The organism is Streptacidiphilus anmyonensis (genome assembly GCF_000787855.1).
In the GTDB taxonomy this organism is placed as follows: Bacteria; Actinomycetota; Actinomycetes; order Streptomycetales; family Streptomycetaceae; genus Streptacidiphilus; species Streptacidiphilus anmyonensis.
The window spans coordinates 82584-108194 of record NZ_BBPQ01000009.1 but is presented as its reverse complement, the minus strand read 5'-3'; the positions used below and the strand labels follow the sequence as shown (position 1 = coordinate 108194).

19 protein-coding genes and 1 pseudogene are annotated in these 25611 nt (G+C 70.9%); 15 read left to right on the top strand and 5 right to left on the bottom strand.

Features of this window, described 5'->3' with window-relative positions; genetic code table 11:
• Nucleotides 1–204: 204 nt before the first annotated feature.
• On the top strand, nucleotides 205–1587 hold the full coding sequence (locus tag TR50_RS12180) for a glycine--tRNA ligase (RefSeq protein ID WP_042419252.1): 1383 nt from the start codon (nucleotides 205–207) through the stop codon (nucleotides 1585–1587).
• Nucleotides 1588–1776: 189 nt separating this feature from the next.
• Here the strand turns inward: TR50_RS12180 and TR50_RS12175 are convergent, their stop codons facing one another.
• A complete protein-coding gene (locus TR50_RS12175; protein ID WP_042419249.1) occupies nucleotides 1777–2205 on the bottom strand; it encodes a hypothetical protein in 429 nt (142 codons plus the stop codon).
• A gap of 166 nt (nucleotides 2206–2371) precedes the next feature.
• Between TR50_RS12175 and TR50_RS12170 the strand changes: the two genes are divergently transcribed.
• Genes TR50_RS12170 through TR50_RS12160 form a run of 3 tightly spaced genes read left to right on the top strand, consistent with a single transcriptional unit; the run spans nucleotide 2372 to nucleotide 5102 of the window.
• On the top strand, nucleotides 2372–3670 hold the full coding sequence (locus TR50_RS12170) for a sensor histidine kinase (protein ID WP_042419246.1): 1299 nt from the start codon (nucleotides 2372–2374) through the stop codon (nucleotides 3668–3670).
• A complete protein-coding gene (locus TR50_RS12165; RefSeq protein WP_042419243.1) occupies nucleotides 3658–4299 on the top strand; it encodes a response regulator in 642 nt (213 codons plus the stop codon). The genes TR50_RS12170 and TR50_RS12165 overlap by 13 nt, the downstream gene beginning before the upstream one ends.
• A gap of 23 nt (nucleotides 4300–4322) precedes the next feature.
• Nucleotides 4323–5102, top strand: a complete 780-nt coding sequence (locus tag TR50_RS12160; RefSeq protein WP_042419241.1) for a DUF4097 family beta strand repeat-containing protein — start codon at nucleotides 4323–4325, stop codon at nucleotides 5100–5102.
• Nucleotides 5103–5107: 5 nt separating this feature from the next.
• Here the strand turns inward: TR50_RS12160 and ybiA are convergent.
• Nucleotides 5108–5386 (bottom strand): annotated as a pseudogene (gene ybiA / locus TR50_RS45435) (riboflavin biosynthesis intermediates N-glycosidase); the annotation flags it as partial.
• Between the two features lie 1166 nt (nucleotides 5387–6552).
• Complete coding sequence (locus TR50_RS12145; RefSeq protein ID WP_439654213.1) at nucleotides 6553–8043, bottom strand: MFS transporter; 1491 nt, start codon at nucleotides 8041–8043, stop codon at nucleotides 6553–6555.
• A 102-nt stretch (nucleotides 8044–8145) separates the two neighbouring features.
• Here TR50_RS12145 and TR50_RS12140 point away from each other — a divergent pair, with 102 nt between their 5' ends.
• From TR50_RS12140 to TR50_RS12120, 5 genes are all read left to right on the top strand, one after another.
• A complete protein-coding gene (locus TR50_RS12140; protein WP_042419236.1) occupies nucleotides 8146–9027 on the top strand; it encodes a helix-turn-helix transcriptional regulator in 882 nt (293 codons plus the stop codon).
• Between the two features lie 51 nt (nucleotides 9028–9078).
• Nucleotides 9079–10245 (top strand): tRNA dihydrouridine synthase DusB, encoded by a 1167-nt coding sequence (gene dusB / locus TR50_RS12135; protein ID WP_042419233.1) that lies wholly within the window; start codon nucleotides 9079–9081, stop codon nucleotides 10243–10245.
• A gap of 434 nt (nucleotides 10246–10679) precedes the next feature.
• Nucleotides 10680–13430 carry a pyruvate, phosphate dikinase gene (ppdK, locus tag TR50_RS12130; RefSeq protein WP_042419230.1) on the top strand — a complete coding sequence of 917 codons (2751 nt, stop codon included), beginning with the start codon at nucleotides 10680–10682 and terminating at the stop codon, nucleotides 13428–13430.
• Nucleotides 13431–13835: 405 nt separating this feature from the next.
• Nucleotides 13836–14807, top strand: a complete 972-nt coding sequence (locus TR50_RS12125) for a hypothetical protein (RefSeq protein ID WP_152648366.1) — start codon at nucleotides 13836–13838, stop codon at nucleotides 14805–14807.
• Nucleotides 14808–14884: 77 nt separating this feature from the next.
• A complete protein-coding gene (locus TR50_RS12120; protein ID WP_042419225.1) occupies nucleotides 14885–15319 on the top strand; it encodes a hypothetical protein in 435 nt (144 codons plus the stop codon).
• A gap of 142 nt (nucleotides 15320–15461) precedes the next feature.
• Here TR50_RS12120 and TR50_RS12115 read toward each other — a convergent pair whose 3' ends face one another.
• Nucleotides 15462–16148 carry a GNAT family N-acetyltransferase gene (locus tag TR50_RS12115; RefSeq protein WP_042419223.1) on the bottom strand — a complete coding sequence of 229 codons (687 nt, stop codon included), beginning with the start codon at nucleotides 16146–16148 and terminating at the stop codon, nucleotides 15462–15464.
• A 453-nt stretch (nucleotides 16149–16601) separates the two neighbouring features.
• Here TR50_RS12115 and TR50_RS12110 point away from each other — a divergent pair, with 453 nt between their 5' ends.
• Entirely contained in the window at nucleotides 16602–17513 is a 912-nt protein-coding gene (locus tag TR50_RS12110) for a PAC2 family protein (RefSeq protein WP_042419221.1), read from the top strand.
• A gap of 100 nt (nucleotides 17514–17613) precedes the next feature.
• Here the strand turns inward: TR50_RS12110 and TR50_RS12105 are convergent, their stop codons facing one another.
• A complete protein-coding gene (locus TR50_RS12105) occupies nucleotides 17614–18873 on the bottom strand; it encodes an alpha/beta hydrolase (protein WP_063775054.1) in 1260 nt (419 codons plus the stop codon).
• 316 nt (nucleotides 18874–19189) lie between these two features.
• Between TR50_RS12105 and TR50_RS42465 the strand changes: the two genes are divergently transcribed.
• The 5 genes from TR50_RS42465 to dnaG all read left to right on the top strand — a co-directional run bounded on the left by TR50_RS42465 (nucleotide 19190) and on the right by dnaG (nucleotide 25360).
• Nucleotides 19190–20182: a trypsin-like serine peptidase gene (locus TR50_RS42465; RefSeq protein WP_160311107.1), complete on the top strand. Its 993-nt coding sequence runs from the start codon at nucleotides 19190–19192 to the stop codon at nucleotides 20180–20182.
• 78 nt (nucleotides 20183–20260) lie between these two features.
• Nucleotides 20261–20665 (top strand): hypothetical protein, encoded by a 405-nt coding sequence (locus TR50_RS12095; protein ID WP_162837955.1) that lies wholly within the window; start codon nucleotides 20261–20263, stop codon nucleotides 20663–20665.
• A 37-nt stretch (nucleotides 20666–20702) separates the two neighbouring features.
• Nucleotides 20703–21971: a deoxyguanosinetriphosphate triphosphohydrolase gene (locus tag TR50_RS12090; RefSeq protein WP_042419218.1), complete on the top strand. Its 1269-nt coding sequence runs from the start codon at nucleotides 20703–20705 to the stop codon at nucleotides 21969–21971.
• 131 nt (nucleotides 21972–22102) lie between these two features.
• Nucleotides 22103–23368 carry an NAD(P)/FAD-dependent oxidoreductase gene (locus TR50_RS12085; RefSeq protein ID WP_042419204.1) on the top strand — a complete coding sequence of 422 codons (1266 nt, stop codon included), beginning with the start codon at nucleotides 22103–22105 and terminating at the stop codon, nucleotides 23366–23368.
• A 63-nt stretch (nucleotides 23369–23431) separates the two neighbouring features.
• Nucleotides 23432–25360 (top strand): DNA primase, encoded by a 1929-nt coding sequence (gene dnaG, locus TR50_RS12080; RefSeq protein WP_042419202.1) that lies wholly within the window; start codon nucleotides 23432–23434, stop codon nucleotides 25358–25360.
• Nucleotides 25361–25611 lie beyond the last annotated feature (251 nt).

The following is a 25611-nucleotide window of genomic DNA, read 5'->3' as shown; positions in this document are numbered from 1 at the left end:
CGGTTGAGGGGAGGACGGGAGTCCTCCCGGGCAATTGTGCCAGTCCGTGCGCGCACGGGAGCGTTTCGTACGGCAGCATTCACATGAAAACGATTTTCAATCTACCACGGATTTGAAACGTTCCCCACGCCGCCCGGTAGCCTGTGATAACCGCGTGCATGGAAATCCATCCTTGACCGCTTCGTCGTACCTGAAGAGAGCACTGTGGCCGCCGACAAGATCGACACCATCGTCAGCCTGAGCAAGCGCCGTGGCTTCGTCTACCCCTGCAGTGAGATCTACGGCGGTCAGCGAGCCGCCTGGGACTACGGACCGCTCGGTGTGGAGCTCAAGGAGAACATCAAGCGCCAGTGGTGGCGTGCGATGGTCACCGGCCGCGAGGACGTCGTCGGTCTTGACTCCTCGGTGATCCTCGCGCGCGAGGTGTGGGAGGCGTCCGGCCACGTCGCCACCTTCAACGACCCGCTGACCGAGTGCACCTCCTGTCACAAGCGCTACCGCGCGGACCACCTGGAGGAGGCGTACGAGGCCAAGCACGGCAAGCTCCCGGCCAACGGCCTCGCCGACGTCAACTGCCCGAACTGCGGCACCAAGGGCCAGTTCACCGAGCCCAAGCAGTTCTCCGGCATGCTCAAGACCCACCTGGGCGTGACCGAGGACGCCTCCGGCCTCGCGTACCTGCGTCCGGAGACCGCGCAGGGCATCTTCATCAACTTCGCCGCGGTGCAGACCACCTCGCGCAAGAAGCCGCCGTTCGGCATCGCCCAGACCGGCAAGAGCTTCCGCAACGAGATCACGCCGGGCAACTTCATCTTCCGCACCCGCGAGTTCGAGCAGATGGAGATGGAGTTCTTCGTCAAGCCGGGCGAGGACGAGAAGTGGCACGAGTACTGGCTGCAGGAGCGCTGGGACTGGTACCGCAACCTCGGCATCCGCGAGGAGAACATCCGCTTCTTCGAGCACCCGAAGGAGAAGCTCTCCCACTACGCCAAGCGCACCGTGGACATCGAGTACCGCTTCAACTTCGGCGGCAACGAGTTCGGTGAGCTGGAGGGCATCGCCAACCGCACCGACTACGACCTCGCCTCGCACAGCGAGGCCTCGGGCGTGGACCTCAAGTACTTCGACCAGGAGTCCGGCGAGCGCTGGTACCCCTACGTCATCGAGCCGGCCGCCGGCGTCAACCGCGCGATGCTCGCCTTCATGCTCGACGCCTACCGCGAGGACGAGGCGCCGAACGCCAAGGGCGTCATGGAGAAGCGCGTCGTGATGCGGCTCGACCCGCGTCTCTCCCCGGTCAAGGTCGCGGTGCTGCCGCTGTCGCGCAACGCGGACCTCTCCCCGAAGGCCCGCGGCCTGGCCGCGGACCTGCGCAAGTTCTGGAACGTCGAGTTCGACGACGCCGGCGCGATCGGGCGCCGCTACCGCCGCCAGGACGAGATCGGCACGCCGTTCTGCATCACCGTCGACTTCGACACCCTCGAGGACAACGCGGTGACGATCCGCGACCGCGACTCGATGGAGCAGACTCGCGTCTCGCTCGACCAGGTGCACCAGTTCCTGGCCCCGAAGCTCCTCGGCTGCTGACCCTGGGCTTCCGCAGATAGTTGCAGCACGCTTGAGGGGCGCGAATTGCGCGAGAAACCACCCTGTGCGGATGGCCCTGCTCAGTGAGGACCATCTGCTCGTCAGTGGCTTGTCGCGCAGTTCCCCGCGCCCCTCTTGTGGTTGCCCACCGCGCACAGGTTCCCCGCGCCCCTGACGTCTGCAACGTCCCTAGCGCGACCAGCCGGCGCGGACGCGGAGCTTTGTGGGGGTGCCGTCGGGGGCGTGGGCGATGACGCGGGCGGCGTCACCCTCGGCGAGGGCGAGCCAGAAGCCGCCGGGGGTGGTGATCGCTCCGAGGAGGGGCGTGCCGGCCCGGCCGAGGGTCAGCGCGGGGGGCGTGCCGTCGGGACAGACGTGGCCCCAGGCCAGCACGCTGTCGCGGCCCTCGCGGGAACCGCGCCGCGCGCCGCGCAGCAGTTGGGGGGAGAAGTCCGTCTGCACCATCACGTCCAGCAGCAGGCCGTTGTTGTAGACCTCCAGCGCCCGGCGGCCCCGCGTGGCGCGGGCGAACCGGACGGACCAGGGCGAGTCCAGCAGCGGCAGACCGCGGAACTCCAGGTCCAGCGCGCTCGGTTCGCCGAGTTCGGTGTCGTTCACCGGTCCCCTCCCAACGGGTCGTTCTGGCCTACGGTGTCCAAGACTTCCGGATCCGCCTGTGAAGCGCGGTAGCGCTGGTCGCCGTTTCGGGGGTGGTGCCAGGTACACCCTGAGACGGTCTCAGGGTTCATGGCGACGGTGATCATTCAGCCCCTAGCCTGGGCGCATGCCCTTCTCCCGTGCGGTCCGCACAGCCCTCGCCCCGTACGGGCGCCAGGGGCTGCGCGACCTCGTCTTCCTCGCCTCGGCCGTGCCGACGGCGAACATCTGGGCGTTCGCGGTGTTGGTCCGGCCGAGCGGCGCGGCGTTCGTGCTCGGGCCGGTGATGGCGCTCCTGCTGATCCCGGTGCTGACGAGGATTCACCGCAGTCGTTTCCGTTCGCTCCTGGGGCTGGAGATCCCGGCCGTCCCGCAGGTGCGGCCGCGCTGGCGCGCGCTCACCGTCGAGACGACCTGGCGACAGCTTCTCTACCACCTCCTGGTGAACACCGTCATGGCGCTGTATGCGCTGGCCACCGTATGCGTGATCACCTGCGGGCTGGTGCTGGTGAGCCTCCCGGCGTGGTACTGGGCGGTGCCGAGTGGCGGGACGACCGGCGAGCCACCCGTGCTCGGCGCACCGGGCGGCACGCCCGCCACGCTCGTCCTCGGGATCAACCACCACGGCATCACCTGGCTGATCGTGCTCGGCTCGCTCGCGCTCGTGTTCGCGCCGTGGATGGCGTTGTTCGGGCGGATGATGGACACCCGCGCGGCGGCCGGTCTGCTCGGGCCCAACCGGGCCCGTGAGCTGGCGGAACTGACGCGGCGCGTGGAGGACCTGGCGGAGAGCCGGGCCGAGGTGGTCGACGCCGCGGACGCCGAGCGGCGCCGGATCGAGCGGGACCTGCACGACGGCGCGCAGCAGCGGCTGGTGTCGCTGGCGATGAACCTCGGGCTGGCCAAGCGCACACTGAAGAACCTGCCACCGCAGGAGCAGGCCGCGCGCGCGATGGTCGTGATCGACGAGGCGCACGGCGAGGCTCAGGCCGCCATCGCCGAACTGCGCGACCTGGTACGGGGCCTGCACCCGGTGGTGCTGGAGGACCGCGGCCTGGACGCGGCCCTGTCGGGGATCGCGGCCCGCGCGCCGCTGCCGGTCCGGCTCCAGGTGCGGCTGGAGCGGCGGGCCGCGCCGGCCGTCGAGGCGGTGGCGTACTTCGTGGTCTCCGAGGCGCTGGCCAACATCGCCAAGCACGCCCGCGCCTCACGCGCGGAGGTCGCCGTGGCGGAGCGGCCGGGGGTGAACGGGCCGGTCCTGGTCATCACGGTGACCGACGACGGGGTCGGCGGAGCCGACCCGGGCAAGGGCAGCGGCCTCGTGGGCCTGCGCCAGCGAGCGGCGTCCGTGGACGGGACGCTGCAGATCAACAGCCCCCTCGGGGGACCGACGACTCTTCATGTGGAGCTGCCGTGCGCGCTGTAATCGCCGAGGACTCCGTCCTGCTGCGGGTGGGACTGGTCAAGGTGCTCGAGGCGGTCGGGTACTCCGTCGTCGCGGCGGTCAACGACGCCGAGGAACTGCTCGCCGCCGTCGACGAGCACCAGCCGGACGTCGTGGTGACGGACGTGCGGATGCCGCCCGGCTTCACCGACGAGGGGGTGCGTGCGGCCCTGATGATCCGCCGTCAGTGGCCCTCCGTCGCGGTGCTGCTGCTCTCCCAGTACGTCGAGGAGCGCTATGCCGCGGACCTGCTCACCGGCGACAACCGGGGCGTCGGCTACCTGCTGAAGGAACGGGTGGCCAACGTCGACGACTTCCTCGACGCGCTGGAACGGGTCGCCGCGGGCGGCACCGCGCTGGACCCCGAGGTCGTCTCGCAGCTGCTGCTGCGCCGCCAGAGCGGGCCGCTGGACCAGCTCACCCCGCGCGAGCGCGAGGTGCTGGGCCGGATGGCCGAGGGCCGCTCCAACGCCGCGATCGCCCGTGAACTCGTGGTCAGCGAGAGCGCGGTGGCCAAGCACATCAACAGCATCTTCACGAAGCTGGACCTGCCCCCGACCGAGGGCGAGCACCGCCGCGTCATGGCGGTGCTGCGTTTCCTCGACGCCTGAGACGAGCAACTGGGAGGGAAAGAATGGACAGGCAGAAGAGGATCTGGTGGGTGCTGTCGGCGCTCGTCATCATCGTGGCGGCGACCTTCTCGTCCGGGGCGCTCCTGACGCAGATGCTGCAGAAGCAGTCGTCGCACACGGATGCGTACGCGGCCGACCAGGTCAAGTCGGTGCAGTTGAACACCGGGCCGGCGCAGGTGCAGGTGCATCCCGCGAGCGGGGGCACGGCGCGGGTGACGCAGTCGATGCAGTGGGTGTTCTCCAAGCCGACGGTGTTCGTGAAGTTCGACCCGGCGAGCGGCACCCTGAACGTGGACGCGAGCTGCGACGGGGAGAAGTTCCCGGTCGACAAGTGCGCGGTGCAGCTTGACGTCACGGTGCCGGCCACGGCCGAGATCGTCTCCACGGGAGGCTCCGGGCAGCTGGGCGTCACGGCCATGGCGGGCCCGGTCACCGCACAGTTCGGCTCGGGCGAGGTCGACCTGTCCCGCACGAGCGGCGCGCTCGACATCCGGGTGGGATCCGGCCAGATCAGCGGCACGGACCTGACGAGTGACAGGGTGGACGCCGTCGCCGGCTCGGGCGAGGTGGACCTCGGGTTCGCGGCGCCGCCCGTGTCCGTCACGGCCGGCGCGACCTCCGGGCAGGTCTCCGTCGCCCTGCCACGCGGCACGCAGTACCGGGTGAAGGCGTCCGTCACCAGCGGCAGCAGCTCGGTGGACCCGCTCCTGTCCTCTCCCTCGGCGACCGGCGCGGTCTCCGTGGCGGTGACGAGCGGCGAGGCCGACGTCCACTACCGGTAGCAGGACTACTCCGCGGCCAGCCGGTCCCGGGCCTCCATCAGGGCGAAGCCGAGGAGGTTGAGGCCGCGCCAGCGCCCTGGGTCGGTGGACGCCTCGTCGGCCGCGCCGAGGCCGATGCCCCAGATCCGGTCGCGCGGGCTGGCCTCGACCAGAACGCGGCGGCCGGTGCCGAGCAGGTACTGCCGCAGTGCGGCGTCCTGTCCGAACTTGGCGACGTTGCCCTGGACCACCAGCTCGAACCGCTCGGCGGCCCAGCGCTCCTCGTCGTTGTTGGCCACCGTCCGACGGCCCGGCTGTCGGCGCATCGACCCCGACGGGTAGGGGTTGGCCTGCGGTCTGGGCCATGCTGGCAGGCGCGGTGTCGCAGAGGCAGCTATGCCAGGGGTACGGGTAGCGTTTCCTGGCGAATGCTCAGTTGTGCGAGCACTGGCACTGATGCGCCCTAACGAGGTAGTAGAGTTCGTCGTGGGTCGCTCCCCACCAAGCATCCAAGCCCCGCAAGAGGGCGGGGCTCTGATGGTGGAGGTAGTCGATCATGGCCAAGCGAAGGCCGCCCTGGTGGCTCCCCTTGGTGATAGCCGCGGTGCTCGCGCCGATCGCCAACGGGTTTTACCAGTACGTGAGCACTCACGTGCAGTGGCGCTCGAACGAGGCACCGCAGTCGTGCGACCGGCAGGGTTCGGGCATGTGAGTAGCCCGACCGCGTGATAGTCGGTCGGGCTACTCGTACCTCTGGCCTGGGGCCCGGTTCCTGGTAGCACAGGAGCCGGGCCTTTCATCTACCGAGGTAGGCCCTACTGCGGGCGCGGCACCCGAGTCTCAGGCCCCGTCAAATCCCACATTGAACATGCTAGCGGTGTTTGAGAAGTGATACACGGGAACCGGTAGTGACTTTCGCTTCATTGCTGGAGTGGCCTCAGAATGATGCTGACAGCATCACAGCCTGCCGTGGACAGTCGTACAGCGACATTTTTGGTGCCGTTGGGGCGACACTCTCGGTGTAGCGCAGCGCTGGGCCATCTGGTCTGCCTCTCGAAGAGCGCTCCCGACTGCCTGTGTGGCAAGTCCACGAGACGGGCCAGCGTGAAGCCCTGACTCGTGTAGTACCGCTGGAGCGCCACGTTCGACTTCCAGGCGTCAAGTCGCTGGAGGGGTTTTCCCGCTGCCGCGGCCCGCGCTGCAACCCAGTCCAGCAGACGGGCGCCCACCGCCTGCCCAGCTACATCCCGAGTGACGCCCCGCAGACGGCCCCTGAGCCCTCGTAAGGCGCGGACCTGCTAATCCATCAAAACATCAGCCACTTGGGACGCGCGCCGGCCGCCACGAGGGCGGCCAGCTCTTCCCGGCTACGGGCTCCAGCCGGGTGTTCGTGGGTGGTGATGTCGTTCTGCGTCATGCCCGAGATCCTGGCAGTCGGCACTGACACCCTGCCACGCGTTATCCACAGCCCTCACCCGACCTTGCGCGGCAGGCGCGTTGCGAGGGCGACGACCAGGAAGGTCGCGGCGAACTGGAGGCCCAGCACCAGGGTGAGCGCGTCCCGCATGCCCATCGAGGGGCCGAGCGAGAGGAAGAGCGTGCCGAGGGTGGCGACGCCGAGCGCGAGGGAGGACTGCTGGGTGGTGGCGAGGATGCCGCCGCCGACGCCGGCCCGCTCCACCGGGATCTGGCTCAGCACCAGGCGGATGAGCGGCGGCATGACCAGGCCCTGTCCGGTGCCGGCGATCAGCATGCCGGGCAGCAGCACCCAGGGGTTGATGCCGGACCAGTCGTTCGCGACGGTCAGCGCGAGCACCCCGAGGCCGATCGCCTGGATGACGGTGCCGGTCACGATGACACGGGAGCCGAAGCGGGCCAGCAGGCGCGGACCGGCCAGCGACGCGGCGAAGAAGCCTGCGGCCATCGGGACCATGGCGAAGCCGGAGGCGATCGGGCCCTCGTGCAGGCCGGTCTGGAGTGCGACGGCCATCACCATCATGAAGCCGCCGAAGCCGGCGAAGAACGGCACGGCCATGGTCAGGCCGACCTTGAGCCCGCGCAGCCGGAGCAGCGAGATCGGGATCAGCGGCACCTCGCCCCTGCGCTCGCCGCGCCGCTCGACGACCACGAAGGCGGTGAGCAGGACGGGGAAGAGCGCCAGCAGCACCCAGGTCCAGACCGGCCAGCCGAGCGAACGGCCCTCCATCAGCGGGACCAGGAGCGCCAGCAGCGAGGCCGCCAGCAGCACGGTGCCGGGGACGTCGACGCGGGCGGGGTTGGCGGAGCGGGTCTCGGGCACGGTGCGCATCGCGAGCAGCACCGCGACCAGCGCGACCGGCACGTTGACCAGGAAGATGAAGCGCCAGCCGGTGCCGAAGAGGTTCGCGGTGAGCAGTACCCCGCCGAGCACCTGGCCGATGACGACGGCGATGCCGCCGACGGCGCCGTAGACGCCCATGGCCTTGGCCCGGCGCTCGCCCTCGGTGGCGGCCTGGATGGTGGCCAGCGCCTGCGGCAGCATCAGCGCGGCCGAGGCGCCCTGAGCGACGCGGGCGGCGACGAGTGCCAGCGCGGTCGGGGCGAAGCCGCAGGCGGCGGAGGTGAGGCCGAAGAGCAGCGCGCCGGCGACGAACAGCTTCTTGCGTCCGTAGAGGTCGCCGAGTCTGCCGCCGAGGACGAGCAGGACGGCGTAGGCGATGCCGTAGCCGGCGACGAAGAGCTCCAGGGTCGCGGGCCCGGCCTTCAGGTCCCGGTCGATGGTGGGCAGCGCGACGTTGACGATGAAGAAGTCCAGCATCGGCAGGAACGCGCCGAGCAGGACGGTGACCAGGCCCAGGGTGCTGAGCCGGCCGGAGGGAGTAGCGGCGGGGGCAGAGGAGTGGCCGAGGCGGATGACGCGCGGCAGCACGTTCGCCCGGGTCGGCGTCCCGGGGGTCTGCTGAGGTGTGGTCTGGATCGTCACGACCACTACGATCCGCCCCTTGGTACCCTGGTACCAGGGTCTGCTTATCCTGGTATTCGGAGTACCTGGCAACGGGATGAAATCCGTTGCATCCTGGAATACATGACCACCGCACCCGCGTCCAGTCTCGAACTCGTCCCGCCGCTCGGGAAACCCGAGCAGCTGCGCCGACGCGAACTCGGCGCGTTCCTGCGCAGCCGCCGTGAGCGCATCTCGCCCGAGCAGGTCGGCCTGCCCAGCGTCGGTCGCCGCCGTACGCCGGGGCTGCGCCGCGAGGAGGTCGCGCAGCTCGCCGCCGTCGGCGTCACCTGGTACACGTGGCTGGAGCAGGCCCGCGACATCCAGGTCTCCACCCAGGTGCTCGACGCGATCGCGCGCGGCCTGCTGCTGGACCAGGTCGAGCGGCAGCACCTGTTCGCGCTGGCCGGCGTCGCCGACCCGACCGGCGGACCCAAGGCGTGCCCGGTGGTCACCCCGCCGGTCCGGGCCATGCTTGACCAGCTCTCGCCGATGCCCGCGGTGGTGCTCAACGCGCGCTTCGACATCATCGGCTTCAACGACGTCTACTCCCGCCTTCTGGGCGGCCTGGAGCACTACGAGCCGGACGAGCGCAACATCATGTGGCTGGCCTTCACCGAGCCGAGCTGGCGCGAGCTGCTCGTCGACTGGGAGACGGCCGCGCGCGGCATGACGGCCAAGTTCCGCGTCGCGCTCGCCGAGCACGTGGCCGAGCCCAAGTACAAGTCGCTGCTCAAGCGTCTGCTGCTGGCCTCGCCCGAGTTCGCCGAGGCGTGGCAGCACCACGACGTCACCGGCACCGCCGAGGGCACCAAGCGCTTCCTCAACAGCGAGGTCGGCCTGCTGAACTTCGAGTACACCAACCTCTGGCTCGGTCCGCGGCCCGGCTACCGCATGACCACCTACATCCCGGCGGACCCGGTGACCAAGGCGCGCGTGGAGCAACTGGCGGCAATGGGACAATAGGGGTTCTGCCTCCTCGCCTCCCGGCCCGAGCCCGACCGAAGGACTGCCCCGATGACCACGCCCGCGCCCGATGCCGTCACCGCCGCCGCACCGCTGCGTCTCGGTTCCGCGCTCACCGTGTGGCCGCCGGTCGTGCTGGCGCCGATGGCCGGGATCACCAACGCGCCCTTCCGCACCCTGTGCCGGGAGCAGAGCGGCGGCAAGGGGCTGTTCGTCTCCGAGATGATCACCACGCGGGCCCTGGTCGAGCGCAACGCGAAGACCATGAACCTGATCCACTTCGACCCGAGCGAGCAACCGCGCTCCATCCAGCTCTACGGCGTGGACCCGGAGACCGTCGGCCGCGCGGCGAAGATGATCGCCGAGGAGGATCTGGCCGACCACATCGACCTGAACTTCGGCTGCCCGGTCCCCAAGGTCACCCGCAAGGGCGGCGGCTCGGCCCTGCCCTACAAGCGCAACCTGCTGCGCGACATCCTGCGCCAGGCCGTGGCGAACGCCGGCGGCCTGCCGGTCACGATGAAGATGCGCATCGGCATCGACGAGGACCACATCACCTACCTCGACGCAGGCCGGATCGGCGCGGAGGAGGGCGTGGCCGCGATCGCCCTGCACGGGCGCACCGCCATCCAGCACTACAGCGGCGAGGCCGACTGGTCCGCGATCGCGCGCCTGCGCGAGGCCGTGCCGGACCATGTCCCGGTGCTGGGCAACGGCGACATCTGGTCGGCGGACGACGCGGCCCGCATGGTCCGCGAGACGGGCTGCGACGGCGTCGTCGTCGGCCGCGGCTGCCTGGGGCGCCCGTGGCTGTTCAAGGAGTTGGTCTCGGTCTTCGAGGGCGAGGTCGACTACGCCCGCCCCGACTTCGGCTACGTCGCGAAGACGATGATCCGCCACGCGGAGCTGCTGGGGGAGTGGATCGGGGACGAGAAGCGCGGCGTCATCGACTTCCGCAAGCACGTCGCCTGGTACACCAAGGGCTTCTCGGTCGGCTCGGAGCTGCGCAACGGCCTGGCCACCGCCTCCTCGCTGACCGAGCTGGAGGAACTGCTCTCCCGGATCGACCCGGACCAGCCGTGGCCGGACAGCGCCGACGGCCCGCGCGGCCGGACCTCGGGCGCGAACCGCGTGGTCCTTCCCGAGGGCTGGCTCGACGACCCGTACGACTGCGCGGTCCCCTCCGCCGACGCGGAGCTCGACACCTCCGGCGGCTGAGGCCCGGTTTCCACAACGGAACGTGGACGCTTGGCGACGCATGGTGAGACGGGATACGTACGAGGGGTGAGATGGAGCCCCTGCTGTCGCGTGACTCCGGCCACATTTGCCGTCACTTTGCGTCAGATGGACATAAAACCGCAGGTGGGGCGGGGTGTGAAACGCTTCCCGAACGAGGCTGAACGCGGCGACCGGCCCCTGTCTCCAAAGGATCAAGGCAAGGACGCCGGAGCGTAACGTTCCGCAGTTGTCCGGTTGCGATCGTGTGAGATCAGGGTTTCCCTGGGTTCAACAGGTGAAGGCGCGCTAGCGTCAGGGCGACGATTTTACTTTCGCAGGCAAAGCCCGTTTGCGGGCATGCGATCTCGCGGGTTACCCGTCGGTTCCGGCCTCTGACGGCCTATCTGGGGCAGCCAAGTGCCTTCGATCTGGGTATGTTCTCCGGCATCAGGGCAACCGTGCGGCAGGAGAGGCTCGTGGCCACTCAGGAAAAGTTCGTCTTCGACTTCACTGAAGGCAACAAGGACCTCAAGGACCTTCTCGGCGGCAAGGGCGCGAACCTCGCCGAGATGACCAACCTCGGGCTCCCCGTCCCTCCGGGGTTCACCATCACCACCGAGGCCTGCAAGGTCTACCTGGAGACCGGCAGTGAGCCGGCCTCCCTGCGCGACGAGGTGAGTGCGCACCTCGTCGCCCTCGAGACCACCATGGGCAAGAAGCTCGGCGACGCCGCCGACCCGCTGCTGGTCTCGGTCCGCTCCGGCGCCAAGTTCTCCATGCCCGGCATGATGGACACCGTCCTCAACATCGGCCTGTCCGACGCCTCGGTGAAGGGCCTGGTCAAGCAGTCCGGCAACGAGCGCTTCGCCTGGGACTCCTACCGCCGCCTGGTCCAGATGTTCGGCAAGACCGTGCTGGGCGTCGAGGGCGAGCTCTTCGAGGAGGCCCTGGACGAGGCCAAGCGCGCCAAGGGCACGGTCAACGACCTGGACCTGGACGCCGCGGACCTCAAGGGCCTGGTCAAGACGTTCAAGCAGATCGTCAAGAAGCACGCCGGCCGCGACTTCCCGCAGGATCCGCGCGAGCAGCTGGACCTGGCCGTCCACGCCGTCTTCGACTCCTGGAACAGCGACCGCGCCAAGCTGTACCGCCGTCAGGAGCGCATCCCGCACGACCTGGCCACCGCGGTCAACGTCTGCTCCATGGTCTTCGGCAACCTGGGCGAGGACTCCGGCACCGGCGTCGCCTTCACCCGCGACCCCGCCTCCGGCCACCAGGGCGTCTACGGCGACTACCTGTCCAACGCCCAGGGCGAGGACGTCGTCGCCGGCATCCGCAACACCGTGCCGCTGGCCGAGCTCGAGCAGCTGGACAAGAAGTCCTACGACGAGCTCATGGCCATCATGCAGACCCTGGAGAACCACTACCGGGACCTGTGCGACATCGAGTTCACCATCGAGCGCGGCAAGCTGTGGATGCTGCAGACCCGCGTGGGCAAGCGCACGGCCGCGGCCGCCTTCCGCATCGCCGTCCAGCTCGTCGACCAGGGCCTGATCGACCTCGACGAGGCGCTGCACCGCGTCAACGGCGCGCAGCTCGCGCAGCTGATGTTCCCGCGCTTCGACGAGAACACCAAGGCCGAGAAGATCGGCCGGGGCATCGCCGCCTCGCCGGGCGCCGCGGTCGGCAAGGCCGTCTTCGACTCCTACACCGCCGTCAAGTGGTCCCGCTCCGGCGAGAAGGTCATCCTGGTCCGCCGCGAGACCAACCCGGACGACCTCGACGGCATGATCGCCGCCCAGGGCATCCTCACCTCGCGCGGCGGCAAGACCTCGCACGCCGCCGTCGTCGCCCGCGGCATGGGCAAGACCTGTGTCTGCGGCGCCGAGGAGCTCGAGGTCGACACCAAGAAGCGCCGGTTCACCACCGCCGACGGCCGGGTCATCGAGGAGGGCGACCTCATCTCGATCGACGGCTCCACCGGCAAGGTCTACCTCGGCGAGGTACCGGTCGTACCGAGCCCCGTCGTCGAGTACTTCGAGGGCACCCTGCACGCCGGCGCCGACGAGGAGGGCGGCCTGGTCAAGGCGGTCCACCGGATCATCGCCCACGCCGACTCGGTCCGCCGCCTGCGGGTGCGCGCCAACGCCGACAACGCCGAGGACGCGAGCCGCGCCCGCCGCTACGGCGCCCAGGGCATCGGCCTGTGCCGCACCGAGCACATGTTCCTCGGCGAGGAGCGCCGCAAGGAGGTCGAGCGGCTGATCCTGGCCGACAACGACACCGACCGCGAGGCCGCGCTCTCCGTCCTGCTGCCGCTGCAGAAGAACGACTTCGTCGAGCTCTTCGCGGCGATGGACGGCCTGCCGGTCACGGTCCGCCTGCTGGACCCGCCGCTGCACGAGTTCCTGCCGGACATCACCGAGCTGTCGGTGCGCGTGGCGCTGGCCGAGGCCCGCAAGGACCCGAACGAGAACGACCTGCGGCTGCTCCAGGCGGTCCACCGCCTGCACGAGCAGAACCCGATGCTGGGTCTGCGCGGCGTCCGCCTCGGCCTGGTCATCCCCGGCCTGTTCGCCATGCAGGTCCGGGCGATCGCCGAGGCGGCGGCCGAGCGCAAGCTCGCCGGCGCCGACCCGCGCGCCGAGATCATGATTCCGCTCGTCGGCACCGTCCAGGAGCTGGAGATAGTCCGTGACGAGGCCGAGAAGGTCCTCACCGAGGTCTCGGCGCGGACCGGCGTCGACCTGAAGATCGCGCTCGGCACCATGATCGAGCTGCCGCGCGCCGCGGTGACCGCCGGTCAGATCGCCGAGGCCGCCGAGTTCTTCTCCTTCGGCACCAACGACCTGACCCAGACGGTGTGGGGCTTCAGCCGCGACGACGTCGAGGCCAGCTTCTTCACCGCCTACCTGGAGAAGGGCATCTTCGGGGTCTCCCCGTTCGAGACCATCGACCGCGACGGCGTGGGCTCCCTCGTCCGCAACGCCGCGATCGAGGGCCGCAAGACCCGTCCGGACCTCAAGCTCGGCGTCTGCGGCGAGCACGGCGGCGACCCGGACTCCGTCCACTTCTTCCACGAGGTCGGTCTGGACTACGTGTCCTGCTCGCCCTTCCGGATCCCGGTGGCGCGCCTGGAGGCAGGCCGCGCCGCCATCGAGACGGCGGGCAGCGACTCGCGCTGACAGACCCTCACCCGGTCTTCACCTCACCGGGTGCCAGCGCGAGGCAAGCCCCTCCCATCGTCACACCGTCCCCGACCAAGGCGGAAGTTGATGCAAGGGGGGAGGGGTCGCTGCCCGCACCTGCTCCGTCGCGGAGCTCGGCGCAGAGTAGCCGCGACGGAACCCGCCCGGGCGGGAACGGACAAAGGCGTCCGTTCCCGCCCGGGCCTTTTGTTTGCCGGACTGTTTCCGGAATCTCTGAGTTCACTCTGACGCTTACGCGCTCTTGAACTACGCGCGACGCATCGCCTAACGTCTCGGAACGCAAGCGCACCACCCTTCTTCGTGGTGACACCACGGTGCCGCCTGGCCAGCGGCGTTGCACAGCCCTCCGGTTCCTCCCCCTCTGTTCAGAAGGGCACCACCGTGCTTCGTTCCGCACTTGTCGCCGGCTGCGCCACCGCGCTGGCTGCCGCAGGTTTCGCCATGGCCGCCCCGGCCGGCGCTTCCGAGCTCGCCCCGCACCACATGAACGCCCACAAGGCGGCGGCCGCCGCCAGCAGCGCCGGCAACCTGGTCTACGGCGGTGGCAACGTCGTCACCAGCCCGACCGTCTACTACGTCTACTGGGGCAACCAGTGGGGCACCGGCTCCACCGTCACCAACGACCCGTCGGGTGAGGTCGCGCTCCAGCAGAGCTTCTTCTCGCACGCCTACGGCAGCGGCGACACGTTCTTCACCTCGCAGACCCAGTACTGCCAGGGCGTCGCCACCGGCACCACCCAGTGCAACGGCGCGGGCACCCCGGTCGGCCACCCCGCGTCCAACCCGCTGGGCGGCACCTGGCTGGACAGCTCCGCCAAGGCCCCGAGCCGCCCGAGCGACGCCCAGATCGCCGCCGAGGCGGTCAAGGCGGCCTCGCACTTCGGGATCTCCGGCGACAACGTCCAGGTCATCGTCGACCTGCCGCACGGCGTGGTGCCCTCGGGCTTCAAGACGCAGTACTGCGCCTGGCACGACCACACCACCGCGAGCAACGGCGCGGACCTGCCCTACACCAACATGCCGTACATCACCGACGCCGGCTCCGGCTGCGGCGCGAACTTCGTCGCCACCGGCTCCTCCGGTGTGAACGGCACGGACGAGGGCATCACCATCGTCGGTGGCCACGAGTACGCCGAGACGCTGACGGACCCGGCGCCGAGCAGCGGCTGGGTGGACAGCACGGGCGCGGAGACCGGCGACAAGTGCGCCTGGATCTCCAGCGGCCAGGGCGCGTCGTCGATCATCAGCCTGAACGGCGCGAACTTCGCCGTGCAGTCGCTGTGGAGCAACAACTACGGCGGCGGCGCGGGCAACTGCGTGGTGTCCTACACCAGCGCGAGCAACCAGCACTGACACCGCATCACCCGATGCCGTAGGCCGGGCCCCCTCCCAGGGCGCTCGGCCTACGGCCGTCCCCGAGGAGCCCTGTCGTGAACCGAGCCCTGCGTCTGCTTCCCCTGGCGGCCGTGGCCCTGCTGTCCGCGTGCAGCAGTGCCGCGCCCGCGTCGCCGGCCGCGGCGCCGGCGCCGGACCCCTCCCCGACCGTGCTTCCCGCCTGCACCAAGCTGCCGGAGCCCGTGCTGCCGCACTCCGCAGGGGAACTGACGCAGCAGCAGTCCGGTGCCTACTGCCTGCCCCGCGGGCAGCGCGTCGACATCTTCCTCACCGCGGCGCACAGCGGTGACACCTGGCAGCCGGTCCAGGCGACCGGCGCGATCCTCGCCCCGGCGAACACGGGCGTCATGACCGCGCCCCTCGGCGTCACCCCGGCCATGTTCGTCGGCACCACCGACGGCACGTCGGTCCTCACGAGCGCGGCCCCGTCGGGCAAGACCTGGAAGGTCACCATCGTCGTCAAGGGCTGACGATCCGCTCCCGCGGGTCGTTGCACCATCAAGGGGCGCGGGGAACTGCGCGACAAGCCACCCACGTGCGGATGGTCCCCATCGGGCAGGGCCATCCGCACAGGGTGGTTTCTCGCGCAGTTCCCCGCGCCCCTGGTTCCGCTTACGCGGAGATCAGCGGCCTCGCGGCCACGTGGCGGGTCGGGCCGATCGCGACGCGTTGTTCGAGGCCGGAGCGGACGTTGGGCCACTCCTCGTCGAGGATCGAGTAGAACGCCGTGCTGCGCACGATGCCGTCCAGGCCGCGGGTGTGCATGCGGTGCACCCCGTCCAGCACCGCGCCCAGGCGCTCGATCGCCGCGCGCGAGCGCACGTTGCGGGCGTCGGCGCGCATGGAGATCCTGCGGACGCCCCACGTCTCGAAGGCGTGACGCAGCATCAGGAGCTTCGCCTCGGTGTTGATGCCGGTGCCCTGCGCCCGGGCCGAGAGCCACGTCGCGCCGATCTCCGTCGCGTCGGGGATCGCGGTCAGGGGATCGCCCACGGGGCCGCGGGGGGCCGGCGGCCAGATGACCGGGCCCTGCCAGTAGTCCAGCTCGGTGAACCGGGTCGACCCCACCACCAGGCCGTCGCTCGTTCTGACCGTGGCGAAGGGAAGTGCGCGGCCCGCCGCCTGCGCGGCCAGCGCGTCGCTGACGTAACGTTCCGTCGCCTCGATGCCGTGCGGCACGGGCGTGAACGCATAGCTGCTTCGGTCCTCTGCCGCGGCCGCGGCAAGGGCCTCGATGTGTCGCTCGGTGAGCGGCTCCAGCCGCACGGTGCGGCCGCAGAGGAAGACGGGTACGGGCACTTGGCCTTATGTCCTTCGGCGGGTGGGGTCGGGAAAGGTGCGCCCCGACGGCCGTGGGTACGACGACGGATCGCGTTCGCCGTGAGGCGTGCGGGGAGCGAAGGGGACAGTGTGTGTCCGAAAAATGGCCGAGGCGGGAACGAGAGCGCGAAGGACAGCGGGCGGCCAGGTGAAGGCAAGGTGCGATGCGGGGTTCTGCGAAGGTGCTGCGAGGGGTTGTGCGGCGATCTCCACGCAGCCTACGCGGTGCCAGAGTGGAGTGCAGCGAGAGGACCATACCCGCCCGGAGGGGTTAAGTCACCCCAGCCGCGCGAAACCGACGTGCACGGCGTGTCTCCGGGGCGCATGGCCGCGGTTCGCACTCCGAATTGGGGAATGAACCCTGGTTCCGGGATGCTGGAACCAGGGTAATGGATGCTGTTTCGACAGCCAGAGGACGGGAGTGGGATCCAGGTGCTGGAACCCGAGGGGCTGTACGCGTTCGAGCCGGACGCGGAGGAGCTGGCCGCGGACTCCTCCATCCTGCTGCACTTCTTCGACGGCTTCATGGATGCCGGTGAGACCGGCGAACAGATCGTCGCCGAACTGCTGGAGGATCCTGAGCGCCGGCTGATCGCCCGTTTCGACGCGGACCGGCTCGTGGACTACCGGGCCCGTCGCCCCACCATGCTCTTCGACCGCGACCACTGGGCCTCCTACGCGGCCCCGGCGCTGGAGCTGCACCTCGTGCACGACGCCGTCGGCGCGCCCTTCCTGGTCCTCTCCGGCCCGGAGCCGGACGTGGAATGGGAGCGCTTCGCCGCGGCCGTCATCCAGGTGGTGGAGCGGCTCGGGGTGCGGCTCTCGGTGACCTTCCACGGCGTGCCGATGGGCGTCCCGCACACCCGGCCGACGGGGATGACCCCGCACGGCAACCGCAAGGACCTGATCGGCGCGCACCCGCGCTGGTTCGAGCAGGTCCAGGTGCCGGGCAGCGCGGGCGGCATGCTCGAGTACCGCCTGGACGAGGCGGGCCACGACGTCCTCGGCTTCGCCGCGCACGTCCCGCACTACCTCGCGAGGACCCCCTACCCGCACGCCGCCGTCGCGGTGCTGGAGGCGATCCAGTCGGCCACCGGCCTGGTCCTGCCCGGCACGGGCCTGCGCGCCCGGATGGACGAGGTCCGCGAGGACGTCGACCGCCAGATCGCCGAGGGCGACGCGGACCTGCGCACCGCCATCGCGGGGCTGGAGCAGCAGTACGACGCGGTGGCGGGCGCCGCCGACCGCGAGAACCTCATGGCCGAACCGGTCGACCTGCCCTCCGCGGACGAACTCGGCCGCGCCTTCGAGGAGTTCCTGGCGGAGCAGGGCGACACGGAGTAGCCCGGGGCCCGTACGACGCAAGAAGGCCGCTCCCGACGCGCACCAGCGCGTCGGGAGCGGCCTTCTTATGGCCTCAGCGGCCTCAGCGGCTTGAGCGGCCTCAGCTGTGCGTCTGGGTGGGGGTGGTCACCGTGCCGTTGAGGGCGAGGCCCGGAGCGGGCGGCACGGACGGCTTGCCGGCGGGCTTGCCGGACGCCTTCGGGGACGCGGACGGCTTCGCGCCGACCTGGCCCGGGGGCAGGGCGCCCTTCGGGGCCGGGGCCGGGGTGGGAGCCGCCGGCTGCACCAGCTGCGGGGCGTCCAGCTGCTGGCTGAGCCACGGGAAGACGACCGGGAAGAGCGACGCCCAGGTGCCCCAGTTGTGGCCGCCGTCCTTCAGCACGATCGGCTGCGCGACGGTGACCGGGAACTTCGCCGCCGCCCGCAGCGCCTGCGCGTTCGCGGGGGTGCTCCAGCGGTCGTGCGCGGTGGTGGCGATCAGGATCGAGACGTCCGCCTGCGGGCCCGCCGCCTTCATCAGCGCCAGCGGGTTCTGCGTTGCGAGGACCGCCTTGTCGCGGACGACGGTCGGATCACCGTGGAAGTCGTCGGGGCTGAGCGCGACGGCCGCGCCGAAGCGGTCGGGGTGCTGGAGGACCAGCTTGGTCGCGCAGTAGCCGCCGGTGGAGTCCCCGACCAGGCCCCAGGCGTGGGAGTCGCCCAGGACCCGGAAGTCCTTCTTGATGAGGTTCGGCACGTCGGTGTCGAGCCAGGTGCCGTTGCGGACGTTGCCGACGTCGGTGCAGTCGGTGTTGACGCCGTTGGGGTTGATCCGCGGCACGACCAGGATCGCGGGCTTCATCTTGCCCTGGGCCATCAGGTAGGTCAGCGGGCCGGGCATGCCGCCGCCCTTGAGCCAGGTCTCCGGGGAGCCGGGGTAGCCGTGCAGCAGCTCGACGACGGGAAAGGAGTAGTTGCGGTACTGCGGATCGCTGTACTGCGGCGGCGTCCACACCAGCACCTCGCCCGTCAGGCCGGAGGCCGCGCCGTGCAGGACGGTGCGCTGGAAGCCGTTGGGGCCGCCGGTGAAGGAGGCCGCCTGCGCCTGCGGGTTCGCGGCGTCGCCGGTCACGCCCACCCCGGCGTTGTCCTGCTGGCCGAAGAGGTCGCCCCAGGAGGAGTAGAGGCCGTTGGCGTTGTTGATCCACACCGCGACCACCGCGATGGCGGTGAGCTGGCAGAGGCCGATCAGGCTCAGCCGGACGAACCCCCGCAGGTACTTGGGACCACGAACGGCACCCCAGGTGACCATGGTCACCACGACGGCGACGATCGTCGCCGCGATCAGGGTGTAGAAGAAGGCGGTGCCGGTGAGGCTCACAGTCCCGTTCTCTCTTCACTGCTGGACGGACATCGGGAGGTCCGAGCCCTGTCAGCACCGTCCCACCGCCGTGAACGTTAGCCGGGCCGGGTGAGCGAAAGTCTCTTACCTGACGCTTCGGGGCGGTTCGTGACAGAACTGTCGCACGGGTGAGGCAAGCTGTGACTCTGTGCGCAAGGGAAGGGGCATCGGGGTGACCGACGACGGGGTGACCGACGGCGGCGTCGCCGACGACGGTGTGACCGACGCGACACACGAAAGCCCCGGCGTCCGCACTCTCGACAGCACCCGTGTCCGCCTGCCTATGATCGGCGAAATGACCAGAGCCCAGCTGCGCAGCGCCACCCGCGCTCTCGGTCTGCTGGCGTTCGCCGTCTGTTTCGCGCTCGTACTTGTGAACGGGGCGTTCGGCTCCGGCGGGGCCGACGGGAGCCCGACGGGCCCCGCCTCCGCGTCCGACGCGGGTCGGCGCGCCCTGCCGACGGGCTCGGTCGGCCCCGCCGCGAACGTGCCCGCCTCCCTCGCCGGGCCCAAGGCGACCCCCGACGGCCACAGCACGCCCTTCGAGGGACTGCCGGCCGTGGGCGTGCTCTTCTATCCGGACGACAACGGGGCCAACCACCACTTCTGCACCGCGAGCGTGGTCCACTCGACCGGCGGCGACGTCGTCGCGACCGCCGCGCACTGCCTGAGCGATCCGGCCAACGGCTCGCCGAACCCCGCCTCGGTGGTCTTCGCGCCCGGCTACCACGACGGACAGCGTCCCTTCGGGCTCTGGAGGGCGACCTCCGTCCTGCTCGACTCGCACTGGTCCGCCGACAGCGACCAGGACTCCGACGTCGCCTTCCTCGTCGTGCACAAGGACGGCGATCCGAACGCCCGGGTCGAGGACGCGGTCGGAGCCGAGAGGATCGCCTTCGGCATCACCCGCCCGACGACGGTCGGCGTGATCGGCTACCCGTCCGGCAGCGACCGACCGGTCTCCTGCCTGAACTCGCTGACCGTCTACAGCGCGACGCAGTCCGAGTTCGACTGCACCGGCTTCGCCGACGGCACCAGCGGCGGCCCGCTGCTCCAGGGCATCGACCCGAAGACCGGCCTCGGCACATTGGTCGGGGTCATAGGGGGATACCAGGAGGGCGGCGACTCCGACGACGTGTCGTACGCCGTGTTCTTCGGCGACCGGATCCAGGCGCTGTACGCCCAGGCGGTCACGGCCGGCAGCCCCTCCCCGTCGCCGTCCTCGTCGGCCTCCCCGTCCTCGTCGGCGTCGGTCCCGGCGTCCGCGTCGGCCTCCGCGAGCGGCTGAACGGCCGCGGCCGAAGGCACCTCACGGCGGCCCGCCCGGCGCTACGCTTCCCCCGCGATCGTCGGAGGGGGAGCCACGATGGAGAAGCAGCCGGGGCCGGAGAAACCGGGAGTCGAGAAGTACAGCGAGCCCTGGTACGCCACCGCGCTGCGCGCCGGGCTCGAACTGGTCGGCTGGATCGGGCTGCCGATCGCGCTGTGGCCCCACTCGATCCCGGCCGCCGTCGGCGTCGACGTGCTGCTCATCGGCGTCCCCGCGGCCTTCCAGACGCCCGGTGACAAGCCGGGGACGAACATCGCCGTGCCCGGCTGGGTGACGATCCTCATGGTGATCGCCGAGCTGGGCGGCGCGGTCGCCGCGGCCTGGCTGCTGTTCTGGCCGTGGGCCGCGGTGCTCGTCACCGCCCTCGCCCTGCTGACCTGTCTCACCGAGCTGCCGCGCTGGAAGCGCCTGCTTCGCTGGACCCGGCCCGTGCGAGCCTGACGCCGCGTTGTCCCTCCCAGGGGTTACTGTGCTGGGGATGGACGAGATCGCGCAGGTCATCAGCTACAGCCCCGGCGCGCAGGCGCGTTGGGTGGAGGAGCCGGACAAGCGCCCGGGGCGCACCGCGTTCCAGCGCGACCGCGCGCGCGTGCTGCACTCCGCCGCGCTGCGGCGGCTTGCGGGAACCACACAGGTCGTCGCGCCCCTGGAGAGCGACTTCCCGCGCACCCGGCTGACCCACTCCCTGGAGTGCGCCCAGGTCGGACGCGAGCTCGGCGCCGCCCTCGGCTGCGACCCGGATCTCGTCGAGACCGCCTGCCTGGCCCACGACATCGGCCATCCGCCCTTCGGCCACAACGGCGAGGAGGCGCTCGACAAGGCCGCCGAGCCGTGCGGCGGCTTCGAGGGCAACGCGCAGTCGCTGCGCATCCTGACCCGCCTTGAGCCCAAGCGCTTCGTCCCGCACGCGGAGGCCAACGGCCACCCGATCAGCGTCGGCCTGAACCTCACCAGGGCCGCCCTCGACGCGGCCACCAAGTACCCCTGGGGCCGCGGCCAACATCCGGAGCTGCCGCACAAGTTCGGCGTCTACGCCGACGACCTGCCGGTCTTCACCTGGATGCGGCAGGGCGCGCCCGGCCACAAGCGCTGCTTCGAGGCCCAGGTGATGGACTGGTCCGACGACGTCGCCTACTCCGTCCACGACGTCGAGGACGGCCTGCACGCCGGCCACATCCGCCCCGCCGCGCTGGGCGCGCCGGGCGAGCGCGCCGAGCTGTACCGGGTGGCCGCCCGCTACGCGCCCAACGCCGAGCAGGAGGAGCTGGAGGAGGCCCTGGACCGGCTGCGCGCACAGGAGTGGTGGCCGCACCACTACGACGGCTCAGCCCGGGACCGGGCCGGGCTCAAGGACGCCACCAGCCAGCTGATCGGCCGCTTCTGCACCTCCGCCGAGACGGCCACCCGCGCCGCCTTCGGCGACGGCCCGCTCACCCGCTACCGCGCCGACCTGATCGTCCCGCGCGAGGTCCGGCTCGAGTGCGCCGTGCTCAAGGCCGTCGCCGACCGCTACGTGATGCAGCGTGAGGACCAGGAGCAGCTGCGCCGTCGCCAGCGCGTCGTCATCGGCGAGCTCGCCGAGGCGCTGACGCGCAGCGCGCCCGAGGGGCTGGACCCGGTCTTCCGCACCCTGTACGAGGAGGCGTCCGACGACGCCGGCCGACTGCGCGCGGTGATCGACCAGATCGCCACCCTGACCGACGCGAGCGCCCTGGCCCGCCATCGGGCGCTCACCAAGTCACCATGAGATCTTGACGAACGATCAGTGACGCCCTCTTCACCTCCGGGTGTGCATACGGGAGGCTCACTGGGAAATCCATGCTGAGACACAGACACCCATGAAGGATCCACCGAGGTAATCCACGGAGGCAGACGGACATGGTGGGCACGCACGCGACGATGGCGATCGTCGGGGCGGGACTGGCCGGGGCCAAGGCGGCGGAGACGCTGCGCGCGGAGGGCTTCGACGGCCGCGTGATACTGCTCGGCGAGGAGCGTGACCACCCCTACGAGCGCCCGCCGCTCTCCAAGGGCTACCTGGTCGGCACCAGCGAACGCTCGGAGGTCTTCGTCCACGACTCCGCGTGGTACGCGGCGCACGACGTCGAGCTGCACCTGGGCCAGCCGGTCGTCTCGATCGACCGCGCCGCCCGCGAGCTGCGCCTGGGCGGGGACGGCGACGTCCTCGGCTACGACAAGCTGCTGCTGGCCACCGGCTCCGCGCCGCGTCCCCTGGAGGTGCCCGGCGCGGGCCTGGGCGGCGTGCACTACCTGCGCCGCCTGGCCGACTCCGAGCGGCTGCGCGCGACCTTGCAGACGCTGGGCCGCGAGAACGGCACGCTGGTGATCGTCGGCGCGGGCTGGATCGGCCTGGAGGTCGCCTCCGCGGCCCGCGGCTACGGCGCCGAGGTGACGGTCGTCGAGCCGCTGAGCACCCCGCTGCAGACGGCGCTCGGGCCGGAGCTGGGCGAGTTCTTCGCGCGGCTGCACCAGGACCACGGCGTGAAGTTCCACTTCGGCGCGTCGGTCACCGAGATCGAGGGCCGCGACGGCATGGTCCTGGCCGTCCACACCAGCGACGGCCAGGAGCACCCCGCCCACGCGGTCCTGGTCGGCATCGGCGCGATCCCGCAGACCGCGCTGGCCGAGCAGGCCGGCCTCGAGCTCGCCCCCCGCGAGGAGGGCGGCGGCATCGCCGTGGACGCCGCGCTGCGCACGTCCGACCCCGACGTCTTCGCGGCGGGCGACGTCGCCGGCGCGTTCAACCCGCTGTTCGGCCGCCGCCTGCGGGTCGAGCACTGGGCCAACGCGCTGAACGGCGGCCCGGCGGCGGCGAAGTCGATGCTCGGGCAGGAGGTCGTCTACGACCGCGTCCCGTACTTCTTCTCCGACCAGTACGACCTCGGCATGGAGTACTCGGGCTTCGCCGCGCCCGGCGGCTACGAGCGCGTGGTCATCCGCGGCGACGCGGGCAAGCGTGAGTTCATCGCCTTCTGGCAGAGCAGCGACGGCCACGTGGTCGCGGGCATGAACGTGAACGTGTGGGACGTCACAGACCCGATCCAGGCGCTGGTGCGCGCCCGCACCCCCGTCGACCCGGAGCGCCTGGCGGATCCGTCGGTTCCGTTGGAGTCCTTGCTCTAGTCGCACTCCCCAGGGCGCGGTTCCCCGCGCCCTGGAGGGCGCGACCAGCCGTAGACTTCCTCTGTGGCGGGACGGATCAGGGATGAAGACGTGCAGGCGGTGAAAGCCGCCCTGCGGATCGACGCCGTCGTCCGCGACTACGTCCAGCTCGCCAACGGCGGCGGCGGGCAGCTCAAGGGGCTGTGCCCGTTCCACGACGAGAAGTCCGCCTCGTTCTACGTGAACCCCTCCAAGGGCGTCTACAACTGCTTCGGCTGCCAGGAGAGCGGCGACACCATCGGCTTCGTGATGAAGGTCGAGCACCTCTCCTTCGTCGAGGCGGTGGAGCGGCTCGCGCCGCAGGTCGGCATCACGCTCCGCTACGAGGGCGGCTCCTACGTCCCGGGCCGCCAGCAGGGCGAGCGCATCCGCCTGCTGGAGATCAACCGGCTCGCCGCGGCGTGGTTCCAGGAGCAGCTGAACGGGCCGGAGGCCGAGATCGGGCGGCGCTTCCTCAAGGAGCGCGGGTTCGAGCGCGAGGCCGCCGCGCACTTCGGCGTGGGCTACGCGCCGGCCGGGTTCGAGAACCTGACCCGCCTCCTGCGCGGCAAGGGCTACACCGACAAGGAACTGCTCACCTCCGGCATCTGCTCGGAGGGTCGCCGCGGCCCGATGGACCGGTTCCGGGCGCGGCTGGTCTGGCCGATCCGGGACCTGACCGGCGAGGTCGTCGGCTTCGGCGCGCGCCGCCTGCGCGAGGACGACAACGGGCCGAAGTACCTGAACACCCCGGAGACGCCCCTCTACAAGAAGTCCCACGTGCTCTACGGCGTGGAGCTCGCCAAGAAGGAGATCGCCCGCTCCGGGCGTGCCGTCGTCGTCGAGGGCTACACCGATGTGATGGCCTGTCACCTCGCCGGGATCAGCTCGGCCGTGGCGACCTGCGGTACCGCCTTCGGCGAGGACCACATCAAGATCCTGCGCCGGCTGCTGCTGGACACCGCGGGCAGCGAGGCCAAGGTGATCTTCACCTTCGACGGCGACGCCGCCGGACAGAAGGCCGCGCTGCGGGCCTTCGAGGACGACCAGAAGTTCGCCGCGTCGACGCTCATCGCGATCAGCCCCGGCGGCATGGACCCGTGCGAGCTGCGGATCGCCGAGGGCGACGACTCGGTGCGCAACCTGATCGACCGCGCCTCGCCGCTGTTCGAGTTCGCGATCCGTTCCACCGTCGCCCGGCACAACCTCGACGCCGCCGAGGGCCGGGCCGCCGCGCTGGACGCGTGCGCGCCGATCGTCGCGCAGATCAAGGACGCGTCGATCCGGCACGAGTACGCGGTCCAACTGGCCGGCATGCTCGGCATCCTCGACGAGCGGTTCGTGGTGCGCCGGGTGCAGCAGGTGGCGCAGTGGGCCGCCGAGCGCCGTGAGGGGCGCGGCAACGCGCGCGGGCAGCAGCGTCCCGGCCAGCAGCGGCCCGGGCAGGCCCCGCCGGAGCCCGCCGCGCCGGTCCGGTCGGCGTTCCGACTGGACGCGCGCAACCCGCAGCAGTTCGTGGAGCGCGAACTGCTGAAGCTGGCCGTGCAGTTCCCGACCCTGGTCGCACCGATCCTGGACGCGTTCAGTCCGGAGGAGTTCGTGACGCCGCCCTACGCGGCCGTGCGGGAGGCCATCGCCTCGGGCGGCGGCGTCACCGCGGGCGCCGAGGCGGCCGACATCTGGGTGGACGTGCTGCGCGAGGTCGCACCGGACGACGCCGTGCGCGGCCTGATCACCGAGCTGGCGGTGGAGCCGATCCGCACCAGGCGTGCGCCGGACACCCTCTACGCGGGGGAGTTCCTGGTGAAGCTGCGACTCCATGCCGTGGCCCGGCGGGTGGCCGCGTGCCGCGTCCAGCTCCAGCGGCTGGGGCCGAACGCGTCCGCCGAGCAGACGGAGGCGGTCCAGCGGGAGCTGTGGGGTCTGCAGCAGTACGAGGGGGAGCTGCGCTCCCGTGGGGCTGCGGCACTCTGACGGTGCGTCGAGCTCACCCTCGGTGACCGCTCCTGCACAGAAACTCCTCGCACGGGTCTCTGCCCGGGCCCCCGGACTGCTCCACACTGGGAGTCGGTGCCTCAATCCTCTCAGCCGCGGCCCGCCGACTCCGGCGGCGCCGCGCCCCAGGCTTCCCGGACGCGGGGTGACGAGAACCCTCCCCACGTTCCGATGCCGCGTGCCCCCGATCCCGCTTCCGAGCAGGCGTCGGCCCCGCCCCCGGGGTGTCC